The sequence below is a fragment of the Desulfonatronovibrio hydrogenovorans DSM 9292 genome (genome assembly GCF_000686525.1).
Lineage (GTDB): Bacteria > Desulfobacterota > Desulfovibrionia > Desulfovibrionales > Desulfonatronovibrionaceae > Desulfonatronovibrio > Desulfonatronovibrio hydrogenovorans.
This window is the reverse complement of record NZ_JMKT01000008.1, coordinates 15590-40083: the sequence shown is the minus strand read 5'-3', so window position 1 is coordinate 40083 and position 24494 is coordinate 15590. Positions and strand designations below refer to the sequence as shown.

General features: G+C 53.1%; 19 protein-coding genes and 1 tRNA gene. 10 read left to right on the top strand and 10 right to left on the bottom strand.

Features of this window, described 5'->3' with window-relative positions:
• On the top strand, positions 1–1416 hold the full coding sequence (locus P771_RS0101350; protein WP_028573716.1) for a sigma-54-dependent transcriptional regulator: 1416 nt from the start codon (positions 1–3) through the stop codon (positions 1414–1416).
• A 45-nt stretch (positions 1417–1461) separates the two neighbouring features.
• Here the strand turns inward: P771_RS0101350 and P771_RS0101345 are convergent, their stop codons facing one another.
• Entirely contained in the window at positions 1462–1842 is a 381-nt protein-coding gene (locus P771_RS0101345) for a flagellar basal body rod C-terminal domain-containing protein (RefSeq protein ID WP_051617030.1), read from the bottom strand.
• 175 nt (positions 1843–2017) lie between these two features.
• Between P771_RS0101345 and P771_RS18070 the strand changes: the two genes are divergently transcribed.
• Positions 2018–2692 (top strand): MerR family transcriptional regulator, encoded by a 675-nt coding sequence (locus P771_RS18070; protein ID WP_028573714.1) that lies wholly within the window; start codon positions 2018–2020, stop codon positions 2690–2692.
• Here the strand turns inward: P771_RS18070 and P771_RS0101335 are convergent, their stop codons facing one another.
• The 9 genes from P771_RS0101335 to lysS form a co-directional block, all read right to left on the bottom strand.
• Positions 2693–3532, bottom strand: coding sequence for an LpxI family protein (locus P771_RS0101335; protein ID WP_028573713.1), 840 nt, complete (start codon positions 3530–3532; stop codon positions 2693–2695).
• Positions 3519–4328 (bottom strand): acyl-ACP--UDP-N-acetylglucosamine O-acyltransferase, encoded by an 810-nt coding sequence (lpxA, locus tag P771_RS0101330; protein ID WP_028573712.1) that lies wholly within the window; start codon positions 4326–4328, stop codon positions 3519–3521. The genes P771_RS0101335 and lpxA overlap by 14 nt, the downstream gene beginning before the upstream one ends.
• Complete coding sequence (fabZ, locus tag P771_RS0101325) at positions 4328–4792, bottom strand: 3-hydroxyacyl-ACP dehydratase FabZ (protein WP_035243767.1); 465 nt, start codon at positions 4790–4792, stop codon at positions 4328–4330. Before fabZ ends, lpxA begins: the two co-directional genes overlap by 1 nt.
• Positions 4789–5823: a UDP-3-O-(3-hydroxymyristoyl)glucosamine N-acyltransferase gene (gene lpxD, locus P771_RS0101320; RefSeq protein WP_028573710.1), complete on the bottom strand. Its 1035-nt coding sequence runs from the start codon at positions 5821–5823 to the stop codon at positions 4789–4791. The genes fabZ and lpxD overlap by 4 nt, the downstream gene beginning before the upstream one ends.
• Before the next feature lie 68 nt (positions 5824–5891).
• Positions 5892–6410 (bottom strand): OmpH/Skp family outer membrane protein, encoded by a 519-nt coding sequence (locus P771_RS0101315; RefSeq protein ID WP_028573709.1) that lies wholly within the window; start codon positions 6408–6410, stop codon positions 5892–5894.
• Positions 6411–6557: 147 nt separating this feature from the next.
• Complete coding sequence (gene bamA, locus P771_RS0101305) at positions 6558–9230, bottom strand: outer membrane protein assembly factor BamA (protein WP_035243765.1); 2673 nt, start codon at positions 9228–9230, stop codon at positions 6558–6560.
• Positions 9214–9900, bottom strand: a complete 687-nt coding sequence (locus tag P771_RS0101300) for an ABC transporter ATP-binding protein (RefSeq protein ID WP_035243763.1) — start codon at positions 9898–9900, stop codon at positions 9214–9216. Before P771_RS0101300 ends, bamA begins: the two co-directional genes overlap by 17 nt.
• Positions 9893–11122, bottom strand: coding sequence for a lipoprotein-releasing ABC transporter permease subunit (locus P771_RS0101295; RefSeq protein ID WP_028573706.1), 1230 nt, complete (start codon positions 11120–11122; stop codon positions 9893–9895). The genes P771_RS0101300 and P771_RS0101295 overlap by 8 nt, the downstream gene beginning before the upstream one ends.
• Complete coding sequence (lysS, locus tag P771_RS0101290) at positions 11122–12633, bottom strand: lysine--tRNA ligase (protein WP_028573705.1); 1512 nt, start codon at positions 12631–12633, stop codon at positions 11122–11124. The genes P771_RS0101295 and lysS overlap by 1 nt, the downstream gene beginning before the upstream one ends.
• Positions 12634–13169: 536 nt before the next feature.
• Between lysS and P771_RS0101285 the strand changes: the two genes are divergently transcribed.
• The 8 genes from P771_RS0101285 (at position 13170) to P771_RS0101245 (ending at position 24493) form a co-directional block, all read left to right on the top strand.
• Positions 13170–14363: a quaternary amine ABC transporter ATP-binding protein gene (locus P771_RS0101285; protein ID WP_028573704.1), complete on the top strand. Its 1194-nt coding sequence runs from the start codon at positions 13170–13172 to the stop codon at positions 14361–14363.
• A complete protein-coding gene (locus P771_RS0101280) occupies positions 14360–15193 on the top strand; it encodes an ABC transporter permease (protein WP_028573703.1) in 834 nt (277 codons plus the stop codon). Before P771_RS0101285 ends, P771_RS0101280 begins: the two co-directional genes overlap by 4 nt.
• 29 nt (positions 15194–15222) lie before the next feature.
• Entirely contained in the window at positions 15223–16077 is an 855-nt protein-coding gene (locus tag P771_RS0101275; RefSeq protein ID WP_028573702.1) for a glycine betaine ABC transporter substrate-binding protein, read from the top strand.
• Positions 16078–16183: 106 nt separating this feature from the next.
• Positions 16184–16259 (top strand) — tRNA-Asn (locus tag P771_RS0101270).
• A 205-nt stretch (positions 16260–16464) separates the two neighbouring features.
• Positions 16465–16719 carry a GIY-YIG nuclease family protein gene (locus P771_RS0101265; RefSeq protein WP_028573701.1) on the top strand — a complete coding sequence of 85 codons (255 nt, stop codon included), beginning with the start codon at positions 16465–16467 and terminating at the stop codon, positions 16717–16719.
• 496 nt (positions 16720–17215) lie between these two features.
• Positions 17216–19720, top strand: a complete 2505-nt coding sequence (locus P771_RS18065; protein ID WP_051617029.1) for a response regulator — start codon at positions 17216–17218, stop codon at positions 19718–19720.
• 57 nt (positions 19721–19777) lie between these two features.
• Positions 19778–22894 carry a PAS domain S-box protein gene (locus P771_RS18060; RefSeq protein WP_051617028.1) on the top strand — a complete coding sequence of 1039 codons (3117 nt, stop codon included), beginning with the start codon at positions 19778–19780 and terminating at the stop codon, positions 22892–22894.
• 27 nt (positions 22895–22921) lie between these two features.
• The gene (locus tag P771_RS0101245; protein ID WP_028573700.1) at positions 22922–24493 is read left to right on the top strand and encodes an ABC transporter substrate-binding protein; all 1572 of its coding nucleotides are present in this window, start codon (positions 22922–22924) and stop codon (positions 24491–24493) included.
• Position 24494: the final 1 nt, after the last annotated feature.

The following is a 24494-nucleotide window of genomic DNA, read 5'->3' as shown; positions in this document are numbered from 1 at the left end:
ATGCAGGAACTGAACATGCTCATCGTGGATGATGAAAAGGACATGCTTGACGGGCTGAAAAGAATACTGCCCTATGAGCTGGATCAAACCGAGATCAAGGTCTCGTCCAACCCCATCAAGGCTTTGGAGCTGATCAGGCAGAATCAGTTCGACCTGATTCTGATGGACGTGCGCATGCCTGAAATGGACGGCATCGAGCTCCTTGAAAAGGTCAAGCAGGTGGATCCGGATGCAACCATAGTCATGATGACCGCCTACGGCAGCATTGAAACAGCTGTTCAGGCCATAAAAATGGGGGCCTACGATTTCATAACCAAGCCCTTTGATATCCCGGATCTGGTCAGACATATCAAAAAGGGCCTGGAAAGGAGCTCCCTGATCCGGGAGAACATGGACCTCAGAAAGAAAATATCCGAGAAATCGGTATTTGAGGACTTTGTGGGGCAGACCCCACCCATGAAAAGGCTGTACGAAACCATCCAATCTCTGGCCCATACCGATTATTCTGTTCTGATCCGAGGAGAGTCAGGCACAGGAAAGGAACTGGTGGCCAGGGCCATCCATTCCCTTAGCAGCAGAAGCGACAGACCTCTGGTTACGGTCAATTGCCCGGCCATACCTGAACACCTTCTGGAAAGCGAGCTTTTCGGACATAAAAAAGGCTCGTTTACCGGAGCCCTTAAGGACCACAAGGGGCTTTTCGTGGAGGCCAGCGGGTCAAGCCTGCTTTTGGATGAAATAGCCGATATCCCGGTGACCATTCAGACCAAGCTCCTGAGAGCCCTGCAGGAGCAGGAGATAAGACCGCTGGGCAGCAGCAGAAACCTCCGGGTGGATGCCAGAATTCTTTCCACAACTAATCAGGATCTCGAGGAAAAGATAAAAGACAAGAGCTTCCGGGAGGACCTGTTTTACCGGCTGAATGTGGTCAGTGTTTCCACCCCCCCTCTGCGGGAGATCATGGAAGACATTCCCCTTCTGGTCCATCATTTCAACAGAAAAGTTGCAGAAGAGCTTGGTTCGGAACCAAGAAAAATTTCCACCCCTGTTCTGGACTCCCTGATGCGCCGGGAATGGCCCGGCAATGTCCGGGAGCTGCAGAATTTTGTCCGAAGGATGGTGGTCTTTTCTGCCGGGGACCAGGTGGATATGGCAACCCTGCAGGCAGTGGACAACCAGAATCATTCCCGGTCATCCAGCAATGGACTGTCTGGTCTGGATGGGGCTGAACTCTATGCTGAAGCCAAGTCCAGGGTAGTCAACCAGTTTACTGAGAACTATGTCCGGGAAATTTTGTCCAAGACTTCAGGGAATATTTCCCACGCAGCCAAGCTGGCCGGAATGAGCAGGGTTGCCCTGCAGAAAATATTGCGCCGGCTGGAAATTGATTCCAACGGATTCAGAGAAAGGGTTTGAGGTCGGCCTGAAAAGGGCTGAAAAAAAGTTTCCCGGCCATCCTGGTCAGACCAGGATGTCAATAATATTCCCTGCCAGCCGGTCATAGGTCCTGACCACCTGGGCATTGGCCTGAAAAGCCTGTTCATCAGCAATCATCCGGACGATTTCCCTGGCCGGCTCTGTATTGCTTGCTTCGGCCACGATTTCCTGCTGCTCCATCCTTTCCTGATCATTCTCCACCAATTCCTGCTTCTGGATGGCCGGCCCAGGAGTCTGGTCCTCAAATACGCCTGCAGGTTCGACCCCTTTTCCGTCAGGTCCGGTTTCCAGGTGCAGTTCCCTGGCTTTGAACCCGTCTGTATTCAGATTGGCCAGGTTGTGAGCAGTCAGATTGTGGGACTGGGCAAAGGTTTTCATGGCCCCTGCACTGAATATGGGTTGCATCGTCCGCCTCCCTGCCGGTTTTTTTGCTTCAAGCCAGGCATGGCTTTTTGGGTAAAGATTTGCTACTTACTGTAATCATAAACTGCAGGTATGGCAAGAAAGCCTGACTCCAGCGGTACATCTTTTTTGTGCGCCGGCCTGCAATGCAATCCATCAAGCAGAGGTCCAGGGATTTATGGCTGATGATCTGCTGACCATCAAGGAAATCGCCCGCAGGATAAACCTGCCTGAAAGCAATGTCCGTTATTACCGGGACAAGTTTCAAAGCTATCTTCCTTCAGTGGGATCGGGCCGGAGAAAAAGGTTTCTGCCGGCAGCAATGGACGTCTTTGAGAAAATTGCCCAGGGACTTGAGCAGGGTCTTTCATCGGAGCAGATTCAGGCTGTGCTGGAGGAGAAATTTACCCGGCAGCCTGCAGGCGTGTACAGGCAGGAACAGTTCATATCCGGCCCGGTGCCGGATATATACAGCGAACCAGAGCCTTCTTTTCCCGGTGCGATCATCTCCAGTCAGGCCATGGCCCTGGAAAAAATGGCCCAAGCCATCAAACTTGAGCGGGGCTTCAGGCAGGAGCTGGGCCAGATGCAAAAAGGCTGCGCCAGGATGAAGAAGGCCCTGGTTCTGCTGTGGAAGGAGCAGAAGCGGCTGGGGTACAAGCAGCCAGGAGAATTGAATCTTGAAGCAGAACTGGACCAGATCAAAAAAAGACAGGCAGACCTGGAAATTCGTCTGGAAAAGGAGCTGGGAGAGCTGAAAAAAGAATTGAAAAAGTGTCAGTTCTGGACCAAGCGGGCTGTTCTGCAGACCGCCGGAGAAAAGCTGGGCCTTGGCAAAGACCTGGAATCCTGATCAGGACCCGGCCATGGCTCCTGGCTGATCAGAACTTATCCCCACCACAGCGATTTTATGCCTGTCAGCCAGTCGGATGGCTTCTGTCCGGTCAAAGAAAAGGCTGTTCCCGGATTCATAGGCCAGACATGAAGCACCGGCCCGAATCATGGTTTCAATGGTTCCCAGACCCAGGGCTGGAAGGTCGATGCGGTTGTCCTGACCGGGTTTAAAGGTCTTGATTACCGTAAATCCCTCCCTGGCCAGTTCCCCTCCCCTGAGAATGGTTGCATCGGTTCCCTCTATGGCCTCCACTGCCACCACCACCCTTTCCTTGACCACCAGACACTGGCCGATGTCCATGGACCCGATTTTTTTGATCAATGGCCAGCCAAAAATTATGTCCTGATTTTCGCCCTGGGAAGGTTTTCTGCGGGTCAGGACACCCGAAGGTGAGACCAGGTCCGGCACGAAGTTCAAAGCAGAAACTATTTTTAGATTTTCTTTTTCCAGCTCCCTGGCCACGGCTGAAAGAAGAGAGTTGTCGTTGCGGCTGCCAAGATTCAGCAGGAGCTTAATGGCCCTGAGGTCCGGCCGGATGTCAAAGGCCCCGGGCTTGTTGATGGGACCGGCAAAAACGACCTCTGTGACCTTTTGGCCTGCCAGGAACTTGATCATTTTTCCGAGCTGGCCCAGTTTGATGCGGATTGACTGGTCAGCTGCCTGGTCAACAGCTGGGGAAGTTTCTTTATCAAAACCCACTGCAGCAACTGTATAGCCCTGCTGCTGAGCACCTTTTAGCACCAGAAGAGGAAACTGGCCTCCCCCGGCAATAAGACCCAGGGTCTTAGTCTCCATCATCCTTCCTGGACTTGTCTCTGGATACGATCCCCCTGGAGCTGGACTTCAGAAAATCCACCAGCTTCTGCACTGTCCTAAACTGTCCAAAATCTTGAAGAACCTGTTCAATGGCCTGGTCCCTGGACAGGCCCGAGCCCCAGATCAAATGAAAGGTCTTTTTCACGGCTGAGGTTTCATGGCGGTCAAACCCGGCCCTGCGCATACCGATGAGGTTGGGACCGTAGATTTTGGCCCGTTCCCCAGCCACCAGCATGTAGGGAGGCACGTCCTGGGCCACTCCGCTTTTCCCCCCGATAAAAGCGTATTCTCCGATGCGCACGAACTGATGTACAGCACACAACCCTCCCACCACAGATCTTTGACCGAGATGAACATGTCCGGCCAGGGTGGCGCTGTTGGCCATGATCACATTGTCTTCCAGGATGCAGTCGTGGGCCACATGGGTGTAGGCCATTAAAAAGCAGTTGGAGCCGATTCGGGTCACTCCTCTGCCGTCGGGTGTTCCCCGGTTCAGGGTAGCGTATTCCCGGACCTTATTGTTGTCTCCCAGTCTGAGCCAGGTTTCCTGACCCTGGTATTTAATGTCCTGGGGTGCTTCCCCAATGCAGGCATATGAATAAATATGGTTGTTCCGGCCCAGGGAAGTGAATTTTTTGACCTGGGCAAAGGCGTCCACCCTGGTTCCGTCCCCAAGCTGGGTGCTGGCTTCAATAATGGTGTACGGGCCGATGATCACGTCTACACCAAGTTCAGACGTGGGATCAACAATTGCGGTTGGATGAATCTCTGTAGCCACTACTGATCTTCCCTGTCTACGATGGCTGCCGAGAGTATGCCCTGGGCCACCACTTTGTTGTCCACTGAAGCCCTGCCCTGCATCTTCCAGAGATTCAGCTTGTGCCGTTCATATTCAATTTCCAGGATCATGGTGTCCCCGGGAAAAACCGGCCTGCGAAAACGGACCTTGTCCAGGCCGGCAAAGAGAAAGATCTTGCCGTCCATTTTTTCCTGGACGCTTTTGACCACCAGTATTCCGCCGGTCTGGGCCATGGACTCCAGGATCAGAACCCCGGGCATGACCGGATACATGGGAAAGTGTCCCTGAAAATGAGGTTCATTCAGGGTGATGTTTTTAACAGCCTTGATGTATTTGAAGGGTTCGAATTCCAGAACCCGGTCCACCAGCAGAAAAGGATACCTGTGGGGAAGCAGGTCCAGAATGTCCCTGCTGACTATTTCACCCTGGATCGGAGGTTTCACCGGTCTTCTCCTTGATCAAGTCTTTCTTGGATTGTTTTAAGTTGGTTTTCTATCTTTTTGACCCGTTTGAACATCTGGGGCAGCCTGGGCATGAGGACGGCGTTTTTCAGAAATGATCCATGGTCCATGGCAGGGATGCCGCCGCAGTCGGTATCCGCTGGAATGGACTTGCCTACCCCGGACTTGGCTGCGATGCGCACATTGTCTCCAATTTCCAGGTGCCCGGCCACGCCAACCTGTCCGCCCAGGATGACGTTTCTGCCCAGTTTTGAGCTGCCGGAGATCCCCACCTGGGAGACAATGACACTGTTTTCTCCAATGCAGACATTGTGAGCCACCTGGACCAGGTTGTCGATTTTGGTTCCTCTGCCGACCACAGTTTTGCCCAGGGTGGCCCGGTCAATGGTAGTGCAGGCCCCTATTTCAACATCATCCTCGATGACAGCCACACCCACCTGAGGGATCTTTTCCCTGACCTGACCGTTCTGGACAAAGCCGAAACCGTCTGAGCCAATAACTGCCCCGGAATGGATGATGACCCGGTTTCCAATGACTGTGTCGGACATGATGCTGACGTTGGGGTAAATGATGCAGTCCTGGCCGATGACCGCCCTTTCTCCGACATGGACAAAGGGAAATACCCTGGTGTTTTTGCCCACCACTGCCCCGGGACCGATAAAGGCCATGGGGTGGATGATGGCCGATGGATCAATAAAGGCAGATTCATGGATATAGGCCTGGCTGGAACAGTCCTGTTCCAGTCCCTGGGGCCGGTCAAACATTTTTACAGTCCGGGCAAAGTCCAGGTATGGATTGGGGCTGATGAGAGCGGTCCGGACTTTTAAGGCGTGTTCTTTTTCCAGGATCACTGCCCCTGCCTGGGATTTTTCCAGAAGATGGACATATTTTGGATTGGCCAGAAAAGAAATCTGATCCGGTCCAGCCTGGTCCAGGGTACTGACCCCCTGGACCAGGAAGTCTTGTCCAGTGAATTCCAGACCCAGCTTTTGGGCCAGCTCTGAAAGCAGCATGTAGCTCCCCTTTATCCCGCCCTGGGGCGGTAATGATTCAGTAGTGAAAATCCTGTTACCTGCCGGGATTAATTTTTAGCTGCCCAGGCCTTGTTCAGTTCTTCAATTATGGTCTCTGTGATGTTCAGGGCGTCGGAAGCATAGATGATCCCGCTGGACTGGGCGTCAAAAATAATGGTGTAGCCCTCTTTTTCCCCATAGTCATTGATGACGTCAAAAAGCACGTCAATGATAGGATCAGACAGTTCCTGCTCTTCCTGCTGCATCCTGGCCTGATAGGCCTGAAACATTTCCTGAAATTCCCTGACCTTGGCCCTGAGTTCGGATTCAAGATCCTGCTGGGCGTCCTGACTGAGGACCAGGCTTTGCTGCTGCATTTCCTGACGCAGCCTTTCCAGGTCAGCCCTTTCCCGGTCAAGTTCCGCCCGCATGTCTTCGAATCTCTGGGTAAGGGTGCCCAGGGCGGCCCTGCCCGGCTCTGAAGTTTCCAGAACCCTCTGGACTTCCACGTAGGCCATTTTGTCTTCAGCCCAGGCTGGGCCGGAAAACAGGATAAAGGCCATGAAAAAGATTCCGATTTTTCTCATTTTATTCTCCCTGATAGGTTGTTGATCAATTTATTGAGTCTGGCCTGGGACCGGGTTTTCAAGGCCCCAGCTTATGCCTGGTTGGAAGCTGGAGCTTTGGGAAAGCTGGCCGGTTAATCTTAGGCGCCCGGAATTAGTCTAAGCATCCTAAAAAATCTGTCCAACACTGAACTCCACTCTGCTATGCCTTTTCCCATCCAGCCGGTCAAGTCCGTAGCCGTATTCCACCCTGATGGGACCCAGGGGGGAATACCATCTTATACCGGTTCCCACACTTTTATACAGGTCAAAGTCAACCCGTTCCCCAACATCCCAGACCTCACCGGCGTCAAAAAAGACCAGCCCCATGAGGCCGATATCCTCATTCAATGGGAAAATGAGTTCAAAGTTGGTGAAAAAATGCTTATCCCCGCCCTTGACCTCGTTATCCTCATACCTGGGTGCAATTTTCCTGGCTGAGTAGCCGCGAACGCTGTTTATTCCACCCAGGGCAAACAATTCATAATTGGGTATTTTTTCACTGGTATTCTTCATGATGTAACCGGCCTGACCGCGCCAGTGAAAAACTGTCCGCCAGAACAGGGGGCGGTAGTAATCAGATTTGTAGATGTATTTTACAAAGTTGTCATCTCCGCCGATGATTCCCCCGGCATGCTCCACAGACAAGGTGTTTATGGTTCCCCTGGAGGGATTCATTCTCCTGTCAGTGGTATCCCTGGACGCAGCCACATAAACCGAGCTGGCCCAGCGGTCACCCTTCAGCTCGCGGATATCCCGGTGTACATTTCTGGAAAGGTTGTCAATGGTGGACTTGTCCAGGCGGTAGTGCCAGTAAAGATTGGTGTATTCACCCAGAGGGTAGGAAAACCTGACTCTGCCGCCCCTGGTTTTCTTGTCATAGGTGAAGTATTCGTCGTCGATCCAGTACAGGTCACCACCCAGGCCCAGGTTGGAATCCCGGAAATAGGGGTTCCAGAAACTCAGGTCATAACTGGTGGTTCTTCGACCGAATGATCCGCTGAAGCCCAGGCTGTAGCCTTTTCCAAAGAGGTTGCGCTGCTGGATCATGCCTGTGAAAAATACCCGGTCATATGAAGAGTAGCCAGCCCCGGCTGAAAGGATTCCAGTGGGCTGCTCAGCCACCCGGACCACCAGGTCCAGCTCTTCATCGGATTCTGTGGGTACAGGTTCAATCTCAACGGTTTCAAAGTAGTCAAGCCGGTTCAGGCGTTCGTTGGACCTGCGCAGGGCTGTGCCGCTGAACAGGTCGCCGTCGGATAGCCTCATCTCCCTTCGAATAACATTGTCCCTGGTCTTGTCGTTGCCTTCGATGCGGACCCTGCGGATATAGATTTTGTCACTCTTGTCCAGGATGTAGGTCACATTGACCACCCGATTTTCCGTGTCCACATCCATATCCACGTCTGCTTCAGCAAAGGCGTAGCCAAAGTCAGTGTAGAAATCAGCCAGGTTCTGGATGTCGCCATGCATGGCTGACCGGTCAAAATACTTTCCTTCTCTGCCCAGATCGTCCACCCTGGTTACTTCCAGCAGCTCTTCCACGCTGACCAAAAGGTCGCCGCGGAAGTCCACTGTCCCGGCTTTGTACCTGGGTCCTTCTTCCACGTGAAAAACAAGATAGATCCCGTCCTCCTCATAGTTGACCACAGGCTGGCCCACCCGGGCGTCAATGAAACCCTGGTTGGCGTAGTGGGCTTCAATGGCTGCAGCGTCCCGGTCCAAAAGCTCTTCCCTGAGGATGCCCCGGCCGGTGAGCCAGGAAAACATGCCCCTTCTTTTCAGGGCCATTTCTTTGCGCAGCTGCCTTTGACTGATGCTTTCCGCCCCCTGGATCTCGATCCCCCGGACAAAGAGTCGGTTGCCCTCTTCAATGCGGACATTTAAGTTGGCAGTGCGGTCATCTATGGAAGTGACATTGTAATCCACAGTGGCGTTGTAATAGCCCTTGCCCCGGTACAGTTCCCTGATCCGGCCCAGGTCCTCGCTGATGATCCTTGGGTTGACAACGGTTCCGGTCCTGGTGGTCAGGGCTTCCCGGATGTCTTTTTCCTTGACCTTGTCTGCTCCCTGGATGTTGATGTTCTGAATCAGCGGCTTTTCATCCACGATGATGGTCACTTCCTTGCCCTGGGGAGTATCACTTACTTCCAGGTGGACGTCGTCGAAGTAGCCCAGATCAAAAATCCTTCTTAGTTCCTGGTTAAGCATTTCCGGCTCAAAGATGTCCCCTTCCTGCATCCCCAGGCGGAGCAGAACCACGTCGGGATCCAGGATGTTGATTCCCTGGATGTTGATGCTGGCGATGCGGTCCTCCTGCAGGAGTTCATTGTATATTCTCTGGGCCAGTTCTTCCACTGCAGGCAGGATATTGATGACCCCTTCCTTGACTATGTAAAAGGGAACGGTTTCTTTTTCACCGAATCCGTCCACCAGTCGGACGTCTAGGCTTATGTATTCCTCCACCTGGCTGAAGCTTCCGTAGACAGCATATCTGCTGTCCAGCATCAGGGCCAGTCTTCTGGAGGTTGATACATCAAGATATTCGATCTCTTCTCTGGTGATGACATTTTTGACCCTTTCCAGGTCGTTTACTTCCAGCCCTTTGTCCCGGAGGGAGTTGATGAGCATGGTGGGCAGTCCGGTATCAAGGTAGGCCAGGTCTTCCGGGGCGTTGATCTCAAAGGGCAAAACAGCGGTTTTCTGGGCGGAAATGGCCGGACTGGCAAAGGAAACCGCCCAAAGCCCCCACACCAGGAAGAAAAAAAATAAAGACGGCAAGAGCCTAGTTGTTGACAACATATAGTTTTCCCGATTTCAGTTCATAGTTTAGGTTCATGAATGAAGCCAGTTCAAGATTGTGGGTGACCACCACCAGGGTCATTGCCATTTCCCGGTTCAGTCTGAGCAATAGTTCTCCTATCTCCCTGCCCCTGTCCACGTCAAGGTTGCCGGTGGGTTCGTCAGCCAGAAGCACCCTGGGTCCGGAAAGAATGGCCCTGGCAATAGCCACTCTCTGGGATTCTCCGCCGGACAGAGTGGTCACGGCCTGACCGGCCTTGTCAGCCAGCCCCACCTGCTCCAGAGCAATCAGGGCTTTTTCCTGGGCTTTTTTCCTGTCAAGCCCGGAAAGGATGGCCGGCAGGGACACATTTTCCACAGTGCTGAATTCAGGCAGGAGATGGTGAAACTGGAATATGAAACCGATCCTGGTCCTTCGAAGCAGGGCCTTATCCTCTGGAGAAATGGATGTCAGTTCGGCATCCCCCAGAAATATCCTGCCGGAAGTGGGGGTGTCCAGAGTGCCCAGGATGTGCAGAAGTGTACTTTTGCCCGACCCGGAAGCCCCTCTGATGGCAATGGACTGTCCAGGTTCTATGGTCAGGTCGATATCCTTAAGCACATGCACCGGTTCAGAAGTTCCGGCAAAGGTTTTGGAAATTTTTTCCAGTTTGTACAGATTGTTATTCATATCGCAGTGCATCGGCTGGATTCAGGTTCGAAGCCTTTCTGGCCGGATAAATGGTGGCCATGAAACAGAGGAGCATGGCGGCCAGACCGATTAAAACCAGATCTCCGGTCTGGTGAAGAACCGGCAGATGATCCAGATAGTAGACATCAGCCGGAAGGCGGATGAACTGGTATTTTTTCAGTAAGTGACTTATTCCCAGACCAAATGCAAATCCCAGGGCAGTGCCTACGGTCCCGATCATCATCCCTAAGATGATGAATATCCTGCGGATGGTGGCCCTGGTGGCCCCCATGGACATCATCACTGCAATATCCCGGGTCTTTTCCATGACCAGCATGACCAGGGCGGTGATGATGCTGAAGGAACCCACCAGCACGATCATGGCCAGAATCACTCCCATGGCGATTTTTTCCAGTTTCAGGGCTGCAAACAGGTTCTGATTCATTTCCATCCAATGGCGTACATAAAACGGATATCCGCCCAGAAATTCTCCAACCCGTCCGGCTGCCACGTGGGCCTGGTCAGCATCAAAAACCCGCAGCTCCAGCCCGGTGACCAGATCTTCTCTGAAGCCCAGAATGGACTGGGCTGCAGATATGGAGGTATATCCAAAGGAGCTGTCGTATTCATACATTCCAGTCCTGAATATTCCCCGGACCTCAAAAGTGCTGACCGTGGGGGTGAATCCAGCTGAAGACCTGCCCCCGGAAGGAGAAAGGATGTTCACGGTGTCCCCCCGGCCCACCCCTACTCCTGTGGCCAGTTCCCGGCCAATGATGATCCCGGGAAAATCCCTTTCCTCTTCCAGATCCTGGACCCGTCCGGATATCATCTCCCGGTCCAGGGACAGGACATTGGAGGCCTGCTGAGGGTCAATGCCCCTCAGGACCACGCCCTTGACCCCACCGGGTGAACTTAGCATGACTTCAGTATAGATAAAGGGGGCGACTCCCCTGACACCAGGGATCTCTTCCAGCTCGCCGGCCAGGTGGAAATAATCAGGGATTCCTCCGGTATAGCTGCCCACCAGCACGTGGGCATTAATACCCAGGATCTTGTCCCTCAGGTTTTGGCTGAATCCGTTCATCACTCCCAGGACAATGATCAGTGAGGCCACACCCAGGGCTACCCCCAGTATGGATACAAGGGAAATGACTGAAATAAAGGCCTGTTCTCTTTTGGCCCTTAGATAGCGCAGGGCGATGAAAAACTCAAAAGTCATCAACCGGTTGACACCTCCGGCCGGAGAAGGGGAAAGAGGATCACCTCCCGGATGGATGGTGAATCAGTAAAGAGCATGACCAGCCGGTCAATACCGATGCCTTCGCCACCAGCCGGAGGCATTCCGTACTCCAGGGCCCGGACATAATCCTCATCCATGAAATGGGCTTCGTCGTCTCCAGCTTCCTTTTCCAGAACCTGGTCCTCAAACCGTTCCCTCTGATCCATGGGGTCATTGAGTTCGGAAAAGGCATTGGCCATTTCCCGGCCCGTGATGAACAGTTCAAAGCGGTCAGTGATGGAGGGGTCTTGTTCGTTTTTTCTGGACAAAGGCGATATGTCCGTGGGGTAGTGGTATATAAAATGGGGCTGGACCAGCTTTGGCTCCACCAGGATGTCGAAAAGCTTGGCCTGGATTTTGCCAAGTTTTTCCCCGGTCTGGACGCTTTCGCCAAGATTTTTGACCAGGCGGGTGGCCTTTTCCGGGTCCTGGAAGTCTTCCCTGGCCAGTCCGCCGATCTTTTCCAGGGACTCGTGGAATGACAACTTGGTCCAGGGGGGGGTCAGGTCAATGGTGTTCTCCTGATAAATGATTCTGGTCTGGCCGAACATATGCATGGCCAGGGAAGAGAACATCTCCTCGGTAAAAGCCATGAGTTCCTGGAAATCCACATAGGCCCAGTAAAATTCAAGCATGGTGAATTCAGGATTGTGCCGGGTGGAGATCCCTTCATTGCGAAAATTGCGGTTTATTTCATAGACTTTTTCAAAACCGCCCACCAGGAGTCTTTTCAGGTACAGCTCAGGCGCGATACGCAGGTAAAGTTTCATATCCAGGGCGTTATGGTGGGTGTGAAAGGGCCGGGCTGTTGCTCCGCCGGGTATGGCCTGCATCATGGGGGTCTCCACCTCCATGAATCCCTTTTGATCCAGGAATTCCCTTATGAACCGGACTATCCTGGTTCTGGCCGAAAAAATTCTTTTGGCATCCGGATTGACCAGCAGGTCCACATATCTCTGGCGATACCTGGTTTCAACGTCCTTCAGGCCGTGATACTTTTCCGGCAGGGGACGAAAGGACTTGGACAGAAGCATGATGTGGTCAGCCTTGATGGTCAGCTCGCCGGTCCTGGTTCTGAACAGGCCTCCCTTGACGCCTACGATGTCGCCAATGTCGAATTTCTTGAATATCTGGTAATGTTCCTGGCCCAAAACATCGCGTTGAACAAAGACCTGGATTCTTTCGGTATGGTCCTGGATATGGATGAAGGTGACCTTGCCGAAAGAGCGCAGGGCCATGATCCGTCCGGCTACACTGTACTCCCCTGGATCCTTTTCAAGGTCTTCTGCACTTGCGTCCCCCCTGGCAGAGATGACTGAAAAGATATCAGTGTCCTTGCGAAAGGTGTTAGGGAAAAGAGGGACCTGGTTGTCGGCCAGGAACTTGGCTTTTTGTCTGCGATGCTGAATAACCTGGCTTTCGCTTTGATCGTTCTGGTTTTGTTTGTTCAACTTGAAATCCTTAAATAAGGTCTGGTTCTTTTTCCGCCCGGAAGATTCATGATGCCGTAAAGTTTGGGCAGGAGGGTTGTGAAAACCTCCCAAGGGCCGTGCTCAGGATGAGACTGTCCAGACAGGAAACTGACTAGATATTGAAATTTAGTCAAGACGTCAAGAAAAGGGCGGCTTACCGGGGTTGTTCGAGGGTATTTTGGGGGTTGTGCCAAGTGAATATCAAAAACAGGCGTCTGTTTGACGCAGTACGGGCTTCAGAGGCTGATGGTTATTCAAATTACAAGCATTTGTTGTTGACCGGGCAAAGTGTGACTGTTGATCATGGATATTAGTACTATATTGTTGAAGATGTATTGCTGAAAAAAGACAATAATAACCATTGATTTGGGATTGCCGTCACAAAGTGATACATATCATTTGCAAGAGTATTGAGCGTCGGATGACCGATTCTTGACATTACTCTGTTTTATGATAAACAGATACAATCGAGATTAGGAGAAGATGTATCATCCACTTAACAAGCAGGATTATTAATGGAAAAAATTGTACTCAAGAATGTATGCAAGATCTTTGGTGACAGCCCGAAAAAGGCCCTGGCCATGCTCAAGGACGGCCAGTCCAAGGATCAGATCCAGGCCAAGACAGGGGCTGTGGTTGGAGTCAATAATGCCTCCTTTGACGTCAAGGAAGGTGAAATAGTCGTTGTCATGGGCCTGTCCGGAAGCGGAAAGTCCACCCTGGTGCGCTGCATAAACAGGCTTTTTGAGCCTACTTCAGGCGAGATTCTGGTGGATGGCCAGGATGTGCGCAAGCTGAGCAAAGACCAGCTTCGTCAGTTCAGACGGGAGAAGTTTGGAATGGTTTTTCAGAATTTCGCCCTGTTTCCCCATCGAACAGTAATTCATAATGTGGAATTCGGCCTGGAAATCCAGGGAGCTGAGCAGGGCTTGCGCCGGGAAAAAGCAGAACAGGCTCTGGAACTGGTAGGTCTCAAAGGCTGGGGAGAAAAGTTTCCATCTGAGCTTTCCGGGGGGATGCAGCAGCGGGTTGGTCTAGCCAGGGCCCTGGCTCTGGATCCGGACATCCTGCTCATGGATGAGGCATTCAGCGCCCTGGACCCCCTTATCAGGAGGGATATGCAGGATGAGCTCATCAGCCTGCAGCAGACCATGCGCAAGACCATTGTCTTTATCAGCCACGATCTGGATGAGGCCCTGAAGCTGGGTGACCGGATTGTGCTCATGAAGGACGGGGCCGTGGTCCAGATCGGAACGCCTGAAGACATCCTCATGAACCCTTCCAATGAATATGTAGCCAAATTTGTTGAAGAAGTGGACATCACCAAGGTCCTGACTGCAGAAACCATCATGAAAAAATCCCAGGACGTGGCCTATCTGACTGCCGACGGTCCCAGGACGGCCATGCGCAAGATGAAGAACAACGCCATTGCATCCCTTTTTGTTCTGGACAAGGACAACAGCCTGCAGGGGATTGTCTTTGCCAATGAAGTGGCCAAGCTCATTGAAAAGGGTGAAAAAAATCTGGACTCAGTAATCCACCGGGATATTTCAACGGTCAGCCCGGACACCTCAGCCTCGGACCTTTTCGCGGTCATGCAGGATATTTCTTATCCTGTGGCTGTGGTGGATGAAAACAACAAATTGAAAGGCATCATCGTCAAAGGTATTCTGATGGCGGCCATTGCCGAGCGGGGAGGAAACATATGAATCTCGAACTTCCAAGAATACCCCTGGGAGACGGCATAGAAGCGGTCCTGGATTTTCTGGTCACTCATCTGGCCTTTGCCACCAAGGCTTTTTCTGCTGTTGCTGATCAGGGCATCAGGGTCATGGAAACCGCCATGATGGGAGTGCATCCGGTACTGATGATCGTGATCATGACCGGTATTGTGTTTTATCTGACCAGACAGCGGGGGGTGACGGTGTTCACCTTTCTGGGTCTTGGACTTATCTGGAATCTGGGACTGTGGTCGGCAACGGTCAGCACCCTGTCCCTGGTCCTGGTGGCCACCCTCATTGCCATTTCCATTGGAATCCCCATCGGGATATTCTGTGCCTTGAATAATTATGCATATAAGGTGGTCCGGCCTATTCTGGACTTCATGCAGACTTTGCCGGCTTTTGTTTACCTTATTCCGGCCATTCCGTTTTTCGGGCTGGGCAGGGTGGCGGCCATTTTCGCCACAGTGATTTTTTCCATGCCCCCGGCCATCAGATTTACCACCCTGGGCATCAAGCAGGTTCCCAGAGAACTGGTGGAATGCGCTGACGCCTTTGGGGCGGACCGCTGGCAGAAGCTCTTCAAGATCCAGCTCCCCCTGGCCAAGACCACCATCATGGGCGGGGTGAACCAGACCATCATGCTGGCTCTGTCCATGGTTGTAATTGCAGCCATGATCGGGGCGCGCGGGCTTGGAGGCGAGGTCTGGCGGGCCATTCAGAGGCTTCAGCCCGGAGCCGGATTTGAGGCCGGCATAGGTATTGTTATTGTGGCCATTGTCTTGGACCGTGTTTTGCAAAAACTGGCCAAGCAATAGGATTAATTGTAAAAAACAGGAGGATTGTTATGTTTAAGAAAGGATTGCTGGTATTTTCCATGCTGGCGTTACTTGTAGGTTTTTCACCGGCCAAGGCCGAGGCCAGAGGTAATATCACCCTGACTTATGTTGAGTGGGACTGCGCTGTGGCCAGCACTTATGTTGTACAGGCTGTTCTGCAGGAAGAACTGGGATACAATGTCGAGGTTCTGCCTGTGGGTGCGGCTGCCATGTGGCAGGCTGTGGCAACCGGGGATGCAGACGGGATGGTGACTGCCTGGCTGCCGGTGACCCATGCCGGGTACTTTGAACAGCTGGAAGGCAGGTTTGAGAATCTCGGTCCCCTGGCCCATGGTGCCAAGATCGGCCTGGTGGTCCCTGACTACGTCACCATCAGCTCCATTGAGGAGATGAATGCCAATGCTGACAAGTTCAGGGGCAGGATTGTGGGCATTGATCCCGGAGCAGGCATCATGTCCAGGACCGAGGAAGCCATTGTGGATTACGGGCTGAACAATATCGAACTGGTGGAAGGCAGCGGTGCCACCATGGCTGCTGCTCTGCAGGACGCCATCCAGAATGAGGAGTGGGTGGCTGTGACCGGCTGGTCCCCTCACTGGAAGTTCGGCCGCTGGAGCCTGAAATACCTGGATGATCCCAAGGGCGTCTACGGTGAAGAAGAACATATCGCCACCATCGTCCGCCAGGGCTTAAGTGACGATATGCCCGAAGTATACAGCTTCCTGGATAATTTCTACTGGACCCAGGAGCAGATGGCCACAGTTATGGTCATGAACCAGGAGAGGGGTGCTGATCCTTATGAAAGCGCCAAGACCTTCATCAGCGACAACCCTGAACTGGTCAACCAGTGGCTTGGCAGATAGCAGGTCAGGCAGGTCAATAAAAAGTATTGACTTCCAGATCAAACTAACATAAACATCTGCACTTCCGCTCGGTATTCACAGCCTTGCGGAAGATTACTCAAGATGTTCCCCGGTAGCTCAATCGGCAGAGCGGGTGGCTGTTAACCACTAGGTTGGCGGTTCGAGTCCGTCCCGGGGAGCCAGAAATCACAGCCCCCAAAGAGATTTGGGGGCTTTTTACTTTACCAGGATATATTTTGTCAGAAGCTGATCTCTGAGGGAGGTTAGTGGCTGTTAATCACGCCCCTGGCGTGATTGGCGGCTTGTCGCGCCCTGGCGTGATTCGAGTCCGTCCCGGGGAGCCAGAAATCACAGCCCCCAGAGAAATCTGGGGGCTTTTTTGTTTGTATGGCGTTTACCGTATATATTTTGCAAAGCAGGTCAACAGGACGTTATTATTGCGGCCAGACAGAAGACCTAACCAGGCGTATTGCCCAGCACAATTCCGGTGAACAAAACCTGACTCTGACCACCAAACGTCACAAGGGTCCTTGGGATCTGGTCTGGAGTACTTTGGTTTCCAGCCGGTCCGAGGCCATTCAGATCGAGCGCAAGATCAAAAAACGGGGCATAGGCAGGTTTTTGGAAGGTGGTGGCTGTTAATCACGCCCCTGGCGTGATTGGCGGCTTGTCACGCCCTGGCGTGATTCGAGTCCGTCCCGGGGAGCCAGAAATCACAGCCCCCAGAGAGATCTGGGGGCTTTTTTTTGCCCTGTCCTGCCTGCCAGAGAACAAAGCATTAAACCATTCACACCATCAGGCCGGGCTAGAGCTTAAGACATTTCCCTTCCCCTTTTTCAAAAACGCTGCATTTTCTTTTTTCTGGCCTGCCTTAAGCCCTGGGTCCTGCCCAGTCCGGGTCTGGATATTCTTTTCTTTAAGCCAACAGCCTGTTCAAATTGTTTGCACGGTTCAGCCGAATGGATCAAAGCTGGGTCAGGCCACCTTTGGATGTTGTTAAAGTGTGCATATTGCTTCTTAAGGGTATTTCTGTAATGGTTGTTAAAAGTGCTCTGAATTGAGCCTTCCCTGGTCAGGCATATTCAGGGCCAGGAATTATTGTGATGTTTTTTGATCATTTTTTCAGCCGGAGAACCTGATGAGCATCAGCAGCCGTTTATCTCTGATGATCGGGGTCATTTTTGTCCTGGCCGGACTGGTGATGATCCTGTTTGTCAACTGGCAGATGAAGAAACACGCCTTGAGCGAAGCCAGGGACAAGGCCGCCATCATCCTGAACAGCAGGCTGGCAGTCCACTCCTATTTCACAGATCAGCTCAAGCCGTTCCTGTTTGAGTCTTCCGCCAGGGATGGTGACCCTGACCGATTTGAACCGGTCTGGATGTCCTCGACTTTTGCAGTCAGGGAAATGGACCTATACTACAAAGATCTGAGCGATGCCCGGCTCTACTACAAAGAAGCAGCCATCAATGCCAGGCATCCGGATAATGAGGCTGATGCACTTGAAAAGCAGTTCATCAGGGACCTGAATCAGGACCCGGGACTGCAGTTCACCTCCATGATCCGGTACTTTGATGACCAGCCCTATTTCACGGTTCTGCGCCGGGGAGAGGTCATGGAAGAGTCGTGCCTGTCCTGTCACAGTCTGCCTGAATATGCGCCCAGGGAACTGGTGGAGATCTATGGCCCTTCCAGGAGCTTTAACAGATTTCCGGGAGAAGTGGTCTCAGCTTCTTCCATACGCATTCCCCTGGGTGATGCCTACAGTACCGCTAATCAGCTTTCCTGGCTGCTGGCTGCAGTCATGGGAATCATCCTGACTGGACTTTATTTTTCAATAACTGTTCTGAGCAGGCGCAGCCTGTTCAGACCCCTGGCTGCAATCAGGGCCAAGGCCTGGAATATTGCTCAGGATCCTGGCTGTCTGGGACAAAGGATTGATCTTCCCATAGGCCGGGAACTGGCAGAAATGGTCAAGGCCTTTAACACCATGTCTGACAGGCTTCTGGCCGAACGCAGGGAGCTGGAGGCAAGGGTTCTTGACCGGACCAGAGAACTGAGCAGGATGAACAGTGAGCTTCAAAAGGAAATGGTCCAGCGGACCAAGGCTGAAAAAAGCTATAAGTCCCTTTTTAACGAAATGCTGGACGGCTTTGCCCTGCACGAGATAATCTGCGATGAACAGGGCCGGCCCGTGGACTACCGTTTTCTGGATGTGAATCCCGCTTTTGAGAGGTTGACCAGACTCAAGGCCGGAGATGTTGTGGGCAGGACAGTCCTGGAGGTTCTGCCAGGCACGGAAGCTGACTGGATCGACCGCTACGGCCGGGTTGCGCTGACCGGCAAGGGCATGTCCTTTGAGAACTTTTCCGGTGAACTGGATTGCTATTTTGAGGTCACTGCGTTTTGTCCGTCTCCAGGCAGGTTTGCATGCATTTTTTCCGACATCACGGTCAGAAAAGAAGCTGAAGACAAAATACTGCAGGCCAAAAAAGAGGCTGAAGCAGCCAACCGGGCCAAGTCCGAGTTTCTGGCCAATATGAGTCACGAGATCAGGACACCCTTGAATGGAATCATGGGGATGATGCAGCTGCTCAGGTCCACTTCTCTGGATCAGGAACAAGATGAGTTTGTTTCCCTGGCAGTGGAATCCGTAGACAGGCTGACCAGGCTGTTGTCTGATATCCTGGATATTTCCAAGGTGGAGGCAGGCAAGCTGGAGATTTTGGAGCAGGATTTCAACCTCCACGACCTGGTCAGATCGGTTCCTGAGCTGTTTCATGTGGTCTGCAGGGAAAAAGGCATTGCAATCCGCCACCATATGGACCGGAATCTGCCGGAAATAATCAGGGGTGACGAGGCCAGGATCAGGCAGATTCTGTTCAACCTGGTGGGCAATGCGGTCAAGTTTACGGATCAGGGTGGAGTTTCCCTGGAGGTCCAGATGGTGGATCGGACTGAGAACCACAGGCTGATGGTCAGGTTCAATATCCGGGACACAGGGATTGGCATCCCTGAGCATGAGCAGGACCGGATTTTCAGCTCTTTTTTCCAGGTGGAGGGTTCGCTGTCCCGCAGGCATCAGGGGGTGGGCCTGGGCCTGGCCATTGTCCAGCGCCTGGTGGACCTGATGCAAGGGGACATCTCCCTGGAGAGTGAACCGGGAAAGGGAACCCTGATCAGGGTCATGATCCCGGTACGTCCTGCCATGTCCTGCCTGCCGGAGCAGATCCAGGCCAAAAATGATCCGGTTCTGGATCCGGGGAGCCGGATCCTTGTGGCTGAAGACGATCCGGTCAACCGATTCATGATCAGGACCCTCCTGGAAAAAGCCGGACATGCAGTCCAGGTGGTGGAAAACGGTTTTCAGGCCTTGAAAGCCATGGAAGAAGGGGACTTTGATCTGATCCTCATGGACGTTAATATGCCGGAAATGGATGGTTTGGAAGCCACCAGAATCATCAGGGAATCTTCCTTTCCAGGAAATAAAAAGAATGTGCCCATCATCGCCCTGACTGCTCACGCCATGGTGGGGGACAGAGAAAGGTTTCTGCAGGCCGGAATGGATGACTACCTTTCCAAGCCTCTGAAAATGGAAGATCTTATCCGGACGCTGGCCAGACACAGGTCAAAACAGGGATGATACCTTCATGAAACCCAGGTCTGTCCGCCAGCCTAAATACCCGGTGGAGGGAAAATAATGGATTTAGCCGGCAGTCTCGGCGGTCTGGTACAGAATGCGGCCCTGCTTCTGGCGGCGGCTCTGTTGTTTGACTTCTTTGCCCTGAGCTGGCGTCCGGGCCGGACCATACTGCATAAAGTGATGGTAGGACTGGCCCTTGGCGGGATCTGCATCCTGCTCATGGCTTCGGCCTGGCCCATGCTGCCCGGAGTGGTCTTTGACACCCGCTCCATCCTGATCAGTATCAGCGGTCTTTTTTTCGGGACCATTCCAACCTTGATCACCATGTTCATGGCAGCGGTTTTCCGGGTTTTTCAGGGGGGAGAAGGGGTGGTCACAGGACTCCTGGTGATCCTGAGTTCGGGAGGGGTCGGCCTGGCCTGGCGCTACAGGCAAAAGACTTCCCTGGAAAGACTTTCCTGGGCCGGACTGTACTTGTTCGGCCTGGTGGTTCATGTCCTGATGCTGGTCCTGATGCTGACCCTGCCCAGAGAGATCGCTGGACCGGTCCTGTCCGGCATAGCCCTGCCAGTGCTGCTTATTTATCCTCCTGCAACCGCCTTTCTGGGAACCCTGATGGCCAGGAGGCTTTCCAGAGAAAGGGACAGGGAAGCTCTCAAGGAGTCGGAAGAGAAATACCGGGTTTACGTGGAAAACGCACCCCTGGGCATATTCATTACTGATGGATCAGGCAATTATATTGATGTTAATCCTGCTGCCTGTCAGATGACCGGATATGCCAGGGATGAGCTTCTGAGCATGAGTATCCATGATCTTTCCTCGCCCACCAGACCCGGTCAGGCTTCAGCCATCCTGGGCTCGCTCAAGGATAAAGGGACCAGGGAGATGGAAACCATTATCCGGACAAAGGATGGCAGGGATATCCAGGTGGCCTTGAAAGCAGTGGCCATTCGCGGAGACCGTTTCATGGGACTGTGCCGGGACATTACCTGGCAGAAGCAGGCCCAGGCCTACCGGGATCTGACCAGCCGGGTGCTGGAACTGTTGAACCAGCCTTCCAGCCTGGAAGATTCACTGCAAAAGATCATTGCTGCAGTCAAGGAAATCACAGGATGTGATGCAGCAGGTATCCGCCTTCAGCAGGGTGAGGACTATCCCTATCTGGTTCACCTGGGTTTTTCCCGGGAATTTTTGCAAAAAGAAAACTCCCTGTTGACCAGGGATGGATCCGGAGACATCTGTCGCAACCCGGACGGATCCCCGGATCTTGAGTGTACTTGCGGCCTGGTTATCGGCGGACAGAAGGTCTCTTCCAATCCCATGCTCACCTCCAGGGGAACCTGCTGGACCAATGACTCTTTTGCAGTGCTCAACCTGCCTGAAACAGAAGATCCCAGATCAAGGCCCAGAAACCAGTGCGTCCATTTTGGGTACGGATCAGTGGCTCTGGTGCCCATCCGCAGAAAAACCGAAGTGGTCGGAATTCTCCAGGTCAACCACCATAAAACAGGCCAGTTCAGCAGCGAAGCCATTTACGCCCTGGAGGACATTGCCGGCCGGATTGGAGAGGCCATGCTCCGCAAGCAGACCGAGGCTGCTGTGCGGGAAAGAGAGGCCAGGTTCAAGACCCTGGCGGAAAAATGTCCAATCTCCATAATGCTCTTTGACCCTCAGGGCCGGGTGAGTTTTGTCAATGAATGGCATCTGGAGAAGTTGTCCAAAGGATGTCTGGACAAGTCTTTTTTTCTGGGCCGGTCCATTGATCAGCTGCCCGGCCTGGTCAGGGCGGGTATTGCCGGAGAGGTCATGAAGATCCTGGAGGGAGAAAGCTATGACCGGAGTGAAGTCTATATACCTGAGTTTGCCTGCGGTGGTTCCGGCTGGATCAGCATCCGGGGAGTGCCTGTCATTCAGAATGGCACGGTAGCCGGGGGGATTTTGATCCGGGAAGACATCACCCAGAGCAAGATGAACCAGGAGTCCCTGGTCAGGGCCAAGGAGGAAGCTGAAGCAGCCAACCTGGCCAAGTCCGAGTTTCTGGCCAATATGAGCCATGAGATCAGGACGCCCCTGAACGGGATCATGGGCATGCTGCAGCTGCTCAGGGACTCCAGCCTGGATTTGGAACAGGAGCAGTACGCCTTGTTGGCTGTCCAGTCCGCATCCAGGCTGAACAGACTTTTGTCGGATATTCTGGATATCTCCAGGGTGGAAGCCGGGATGATGGAACTGGTGGAAGCTCATTTCAGGATCAGGGATGTCCTGGATTCCATGACGGACCTGTTTAAAGTCGCGGCCAGGGAAAAAGGCCTTGAGCTTGATTTTCAGATTGACCCTCTGGTTCCGGAGGAAGTCCTGGGAGACGAGACCAGGATCCGCCAGATTCTCTTCAACCTGGTGGGCAACGCAATCAAGTTCACGGATCAGGGCAGAGTCGAGCTGATGATCCAGGCCCTGTCCCCGGCCAGAGGCCGGGATCTGCGACTCATGTTCAGCATCAAAGACACAGGCCCGGGCATTCCCGAACACATGGTGGACAGGCTGTTTTCGCCCTTTGTCCAGGCAGACGGTTCCCATACCAGACGCTACCAGGGAGCAGGACTGGGCCTGGCCATAGTCAGACGGCTGGTCAGGCTGATGCAGGGCAATATGTGCCTGGAGAGCAGCCCGGGCCAGGGAAGTACTTTTCATGTTGTCCTGGGGTTTGACAGACCCGCTGGCAGACAGGAAATGGATTTAGGTTTGGAAACAAAAACCATTAAGGCTGGTTCAAAGTTTGATATCCTCCTGGCTGAGGACGACCCGGCCAACCAGGCAGCCCTTAAAATATTCCTGGAAAAGGCCGGTCACCGGGTCAGTCTGGCCCGGACCGGAGTGGAAGTGCTAAAGTCTTTGCAGGAAAAGGACTTTGATCTGATCCTGATGGATGTACAAATGCCGGTCATGGACGGGGTGGAAGCCACCAGAAGGATCAGGGAACAAAACCCTTCTGGTAAAGCCCGGGTGCCCATTGTGGCCCTGACAGCTCATGTCATGGCCGGAGACAGGGAGAGATTTCTGGAGGCAGGCATGGACGAATATCTGGCCAAACCTGTTTTGTTCCGGGACCTGGAAAGAATTGTCAGTCGGCTGGGGGGTAAACTTGCTGACGCATCAGGGGTTGTTGCAAGTTGAACTAAAACGGGTTTATATGGTCTGGCTATGAAAAAAATCATATTTCAACTGATGGTCCATGTTTTTTTGGTCGGGCTTCTGGGATCCTGGGTTCTGGCCGGTGACAAGCCCAGGCCCGGAGGCACCATGATCATTGCCAGGAGTGCGGATTCTACTTATCTGGATCCGGCCAGGTTCCTGGACAATGAGTCAGCCATGGTCATTGAAAACATTTTTGACGGTCTGGTCCGCTATGCCAACCACTCGACAGCGGTTGAGCCGGCCCTGGCAGAAAAATGGGAAAGATCTCCGGACAATCTGGAATGGATCTTTCACCTGCGCTCCGGAGTCCGCTTTCACGACGGGTCTGATTTCAATGCCCGGGCTGTGGAATTTTCCTTTTTGCGCAAGATTGATCCTGAGCATCCCTATTTCAGTGAAGACTTCCAGCGCATGGATACTGCCTGGGAGGTGGTGAGCAGGGTCAAGGCTCTGGATGAAAAAACAGTCAGGGTGACTCTGAACCGTCCATATGCTCCGTTTCTGGATCTTCTGGCCAGGCATTCATCTTTTATTGTCAGCCCGTTAGCCGTAGAAAAACTGGGAGATGAATTTTACCGCCACCCAGTGGGCACAGGTCCGTTCGTGTTCCAGGACTGGGAACAGGGCAAAAGAATCACCCTGAGCCGGAACCCGGATTACTGGAGGGGCAGGCCTTATCTTGATCAGGTGGTTTTCCTGGTCATGCCCGATAACAGGGATCGCCTTCTGGCTCTGAAAACCGGAAGCGTCCACTGCATGGACGGAATTAATCCTGAAGATGTCCAGGATCTGACAAGAAGGCCAGACCTTGAGCTGGACTATGTTACCGGGCTGAACGTGGGTTATCTGGCCATGAATACGTCCAGGCATCCCTGGAGCAATCCCCTGGTCAGGCAGGCTGTCAATCACTCAATCAACAAGCAGGCCCTGGTCAGGCTTTTGTTCCGGGACCTGGGCGAACCGGCCCGGAATCCTATACCTCCCACCATGTGGGGATACAACCACCAGATCCGGGATTGGGAGCATGATCCGGAAAAGGCCGGGCTTCTTCTGGCCCAGGCAGGCCTGGAAAAGGGATTTGCCACAACCATCTGGACCACCAGAACGGCCCGGCCCTATATGCCTGATCCGGAAAGGACCGCCCGGGTTATCCAGGCCAACCTGGACGTGGTGGGGATCAGGGCCGAGATCAGGACCTTTGACTGGAGCGAGTATCTGGCCAGACTGTACAATGGAGAGCATGACCTGGCCCTGCTGGGCTGGATCGGCACAGGGGATCCGGACAATTTCTTTTACAACCTTTTTGACGCCCGTAATGCTGTCCCGCCCAGGGCCAGCAATATTTCCTTTTTTGAGGATTCCAGGGCTCAGGAACTCATGGCCCTGGCCAGAGAAGATATGGATATGGAGATCCGGGCCGGATACTACAGGGAATTGCAGGAAGTAATCCACAGAAAGGCCCCGTGGGTTCCCCTGGCTTATGCCCGCCAGGTCCTGGCCAGAAGGTCCGAGGCCAGGGACATTGTTTATCATCCCACCGGGGTGCACCGCTACTACCAGGCCTGGCTTGACCGGTGAG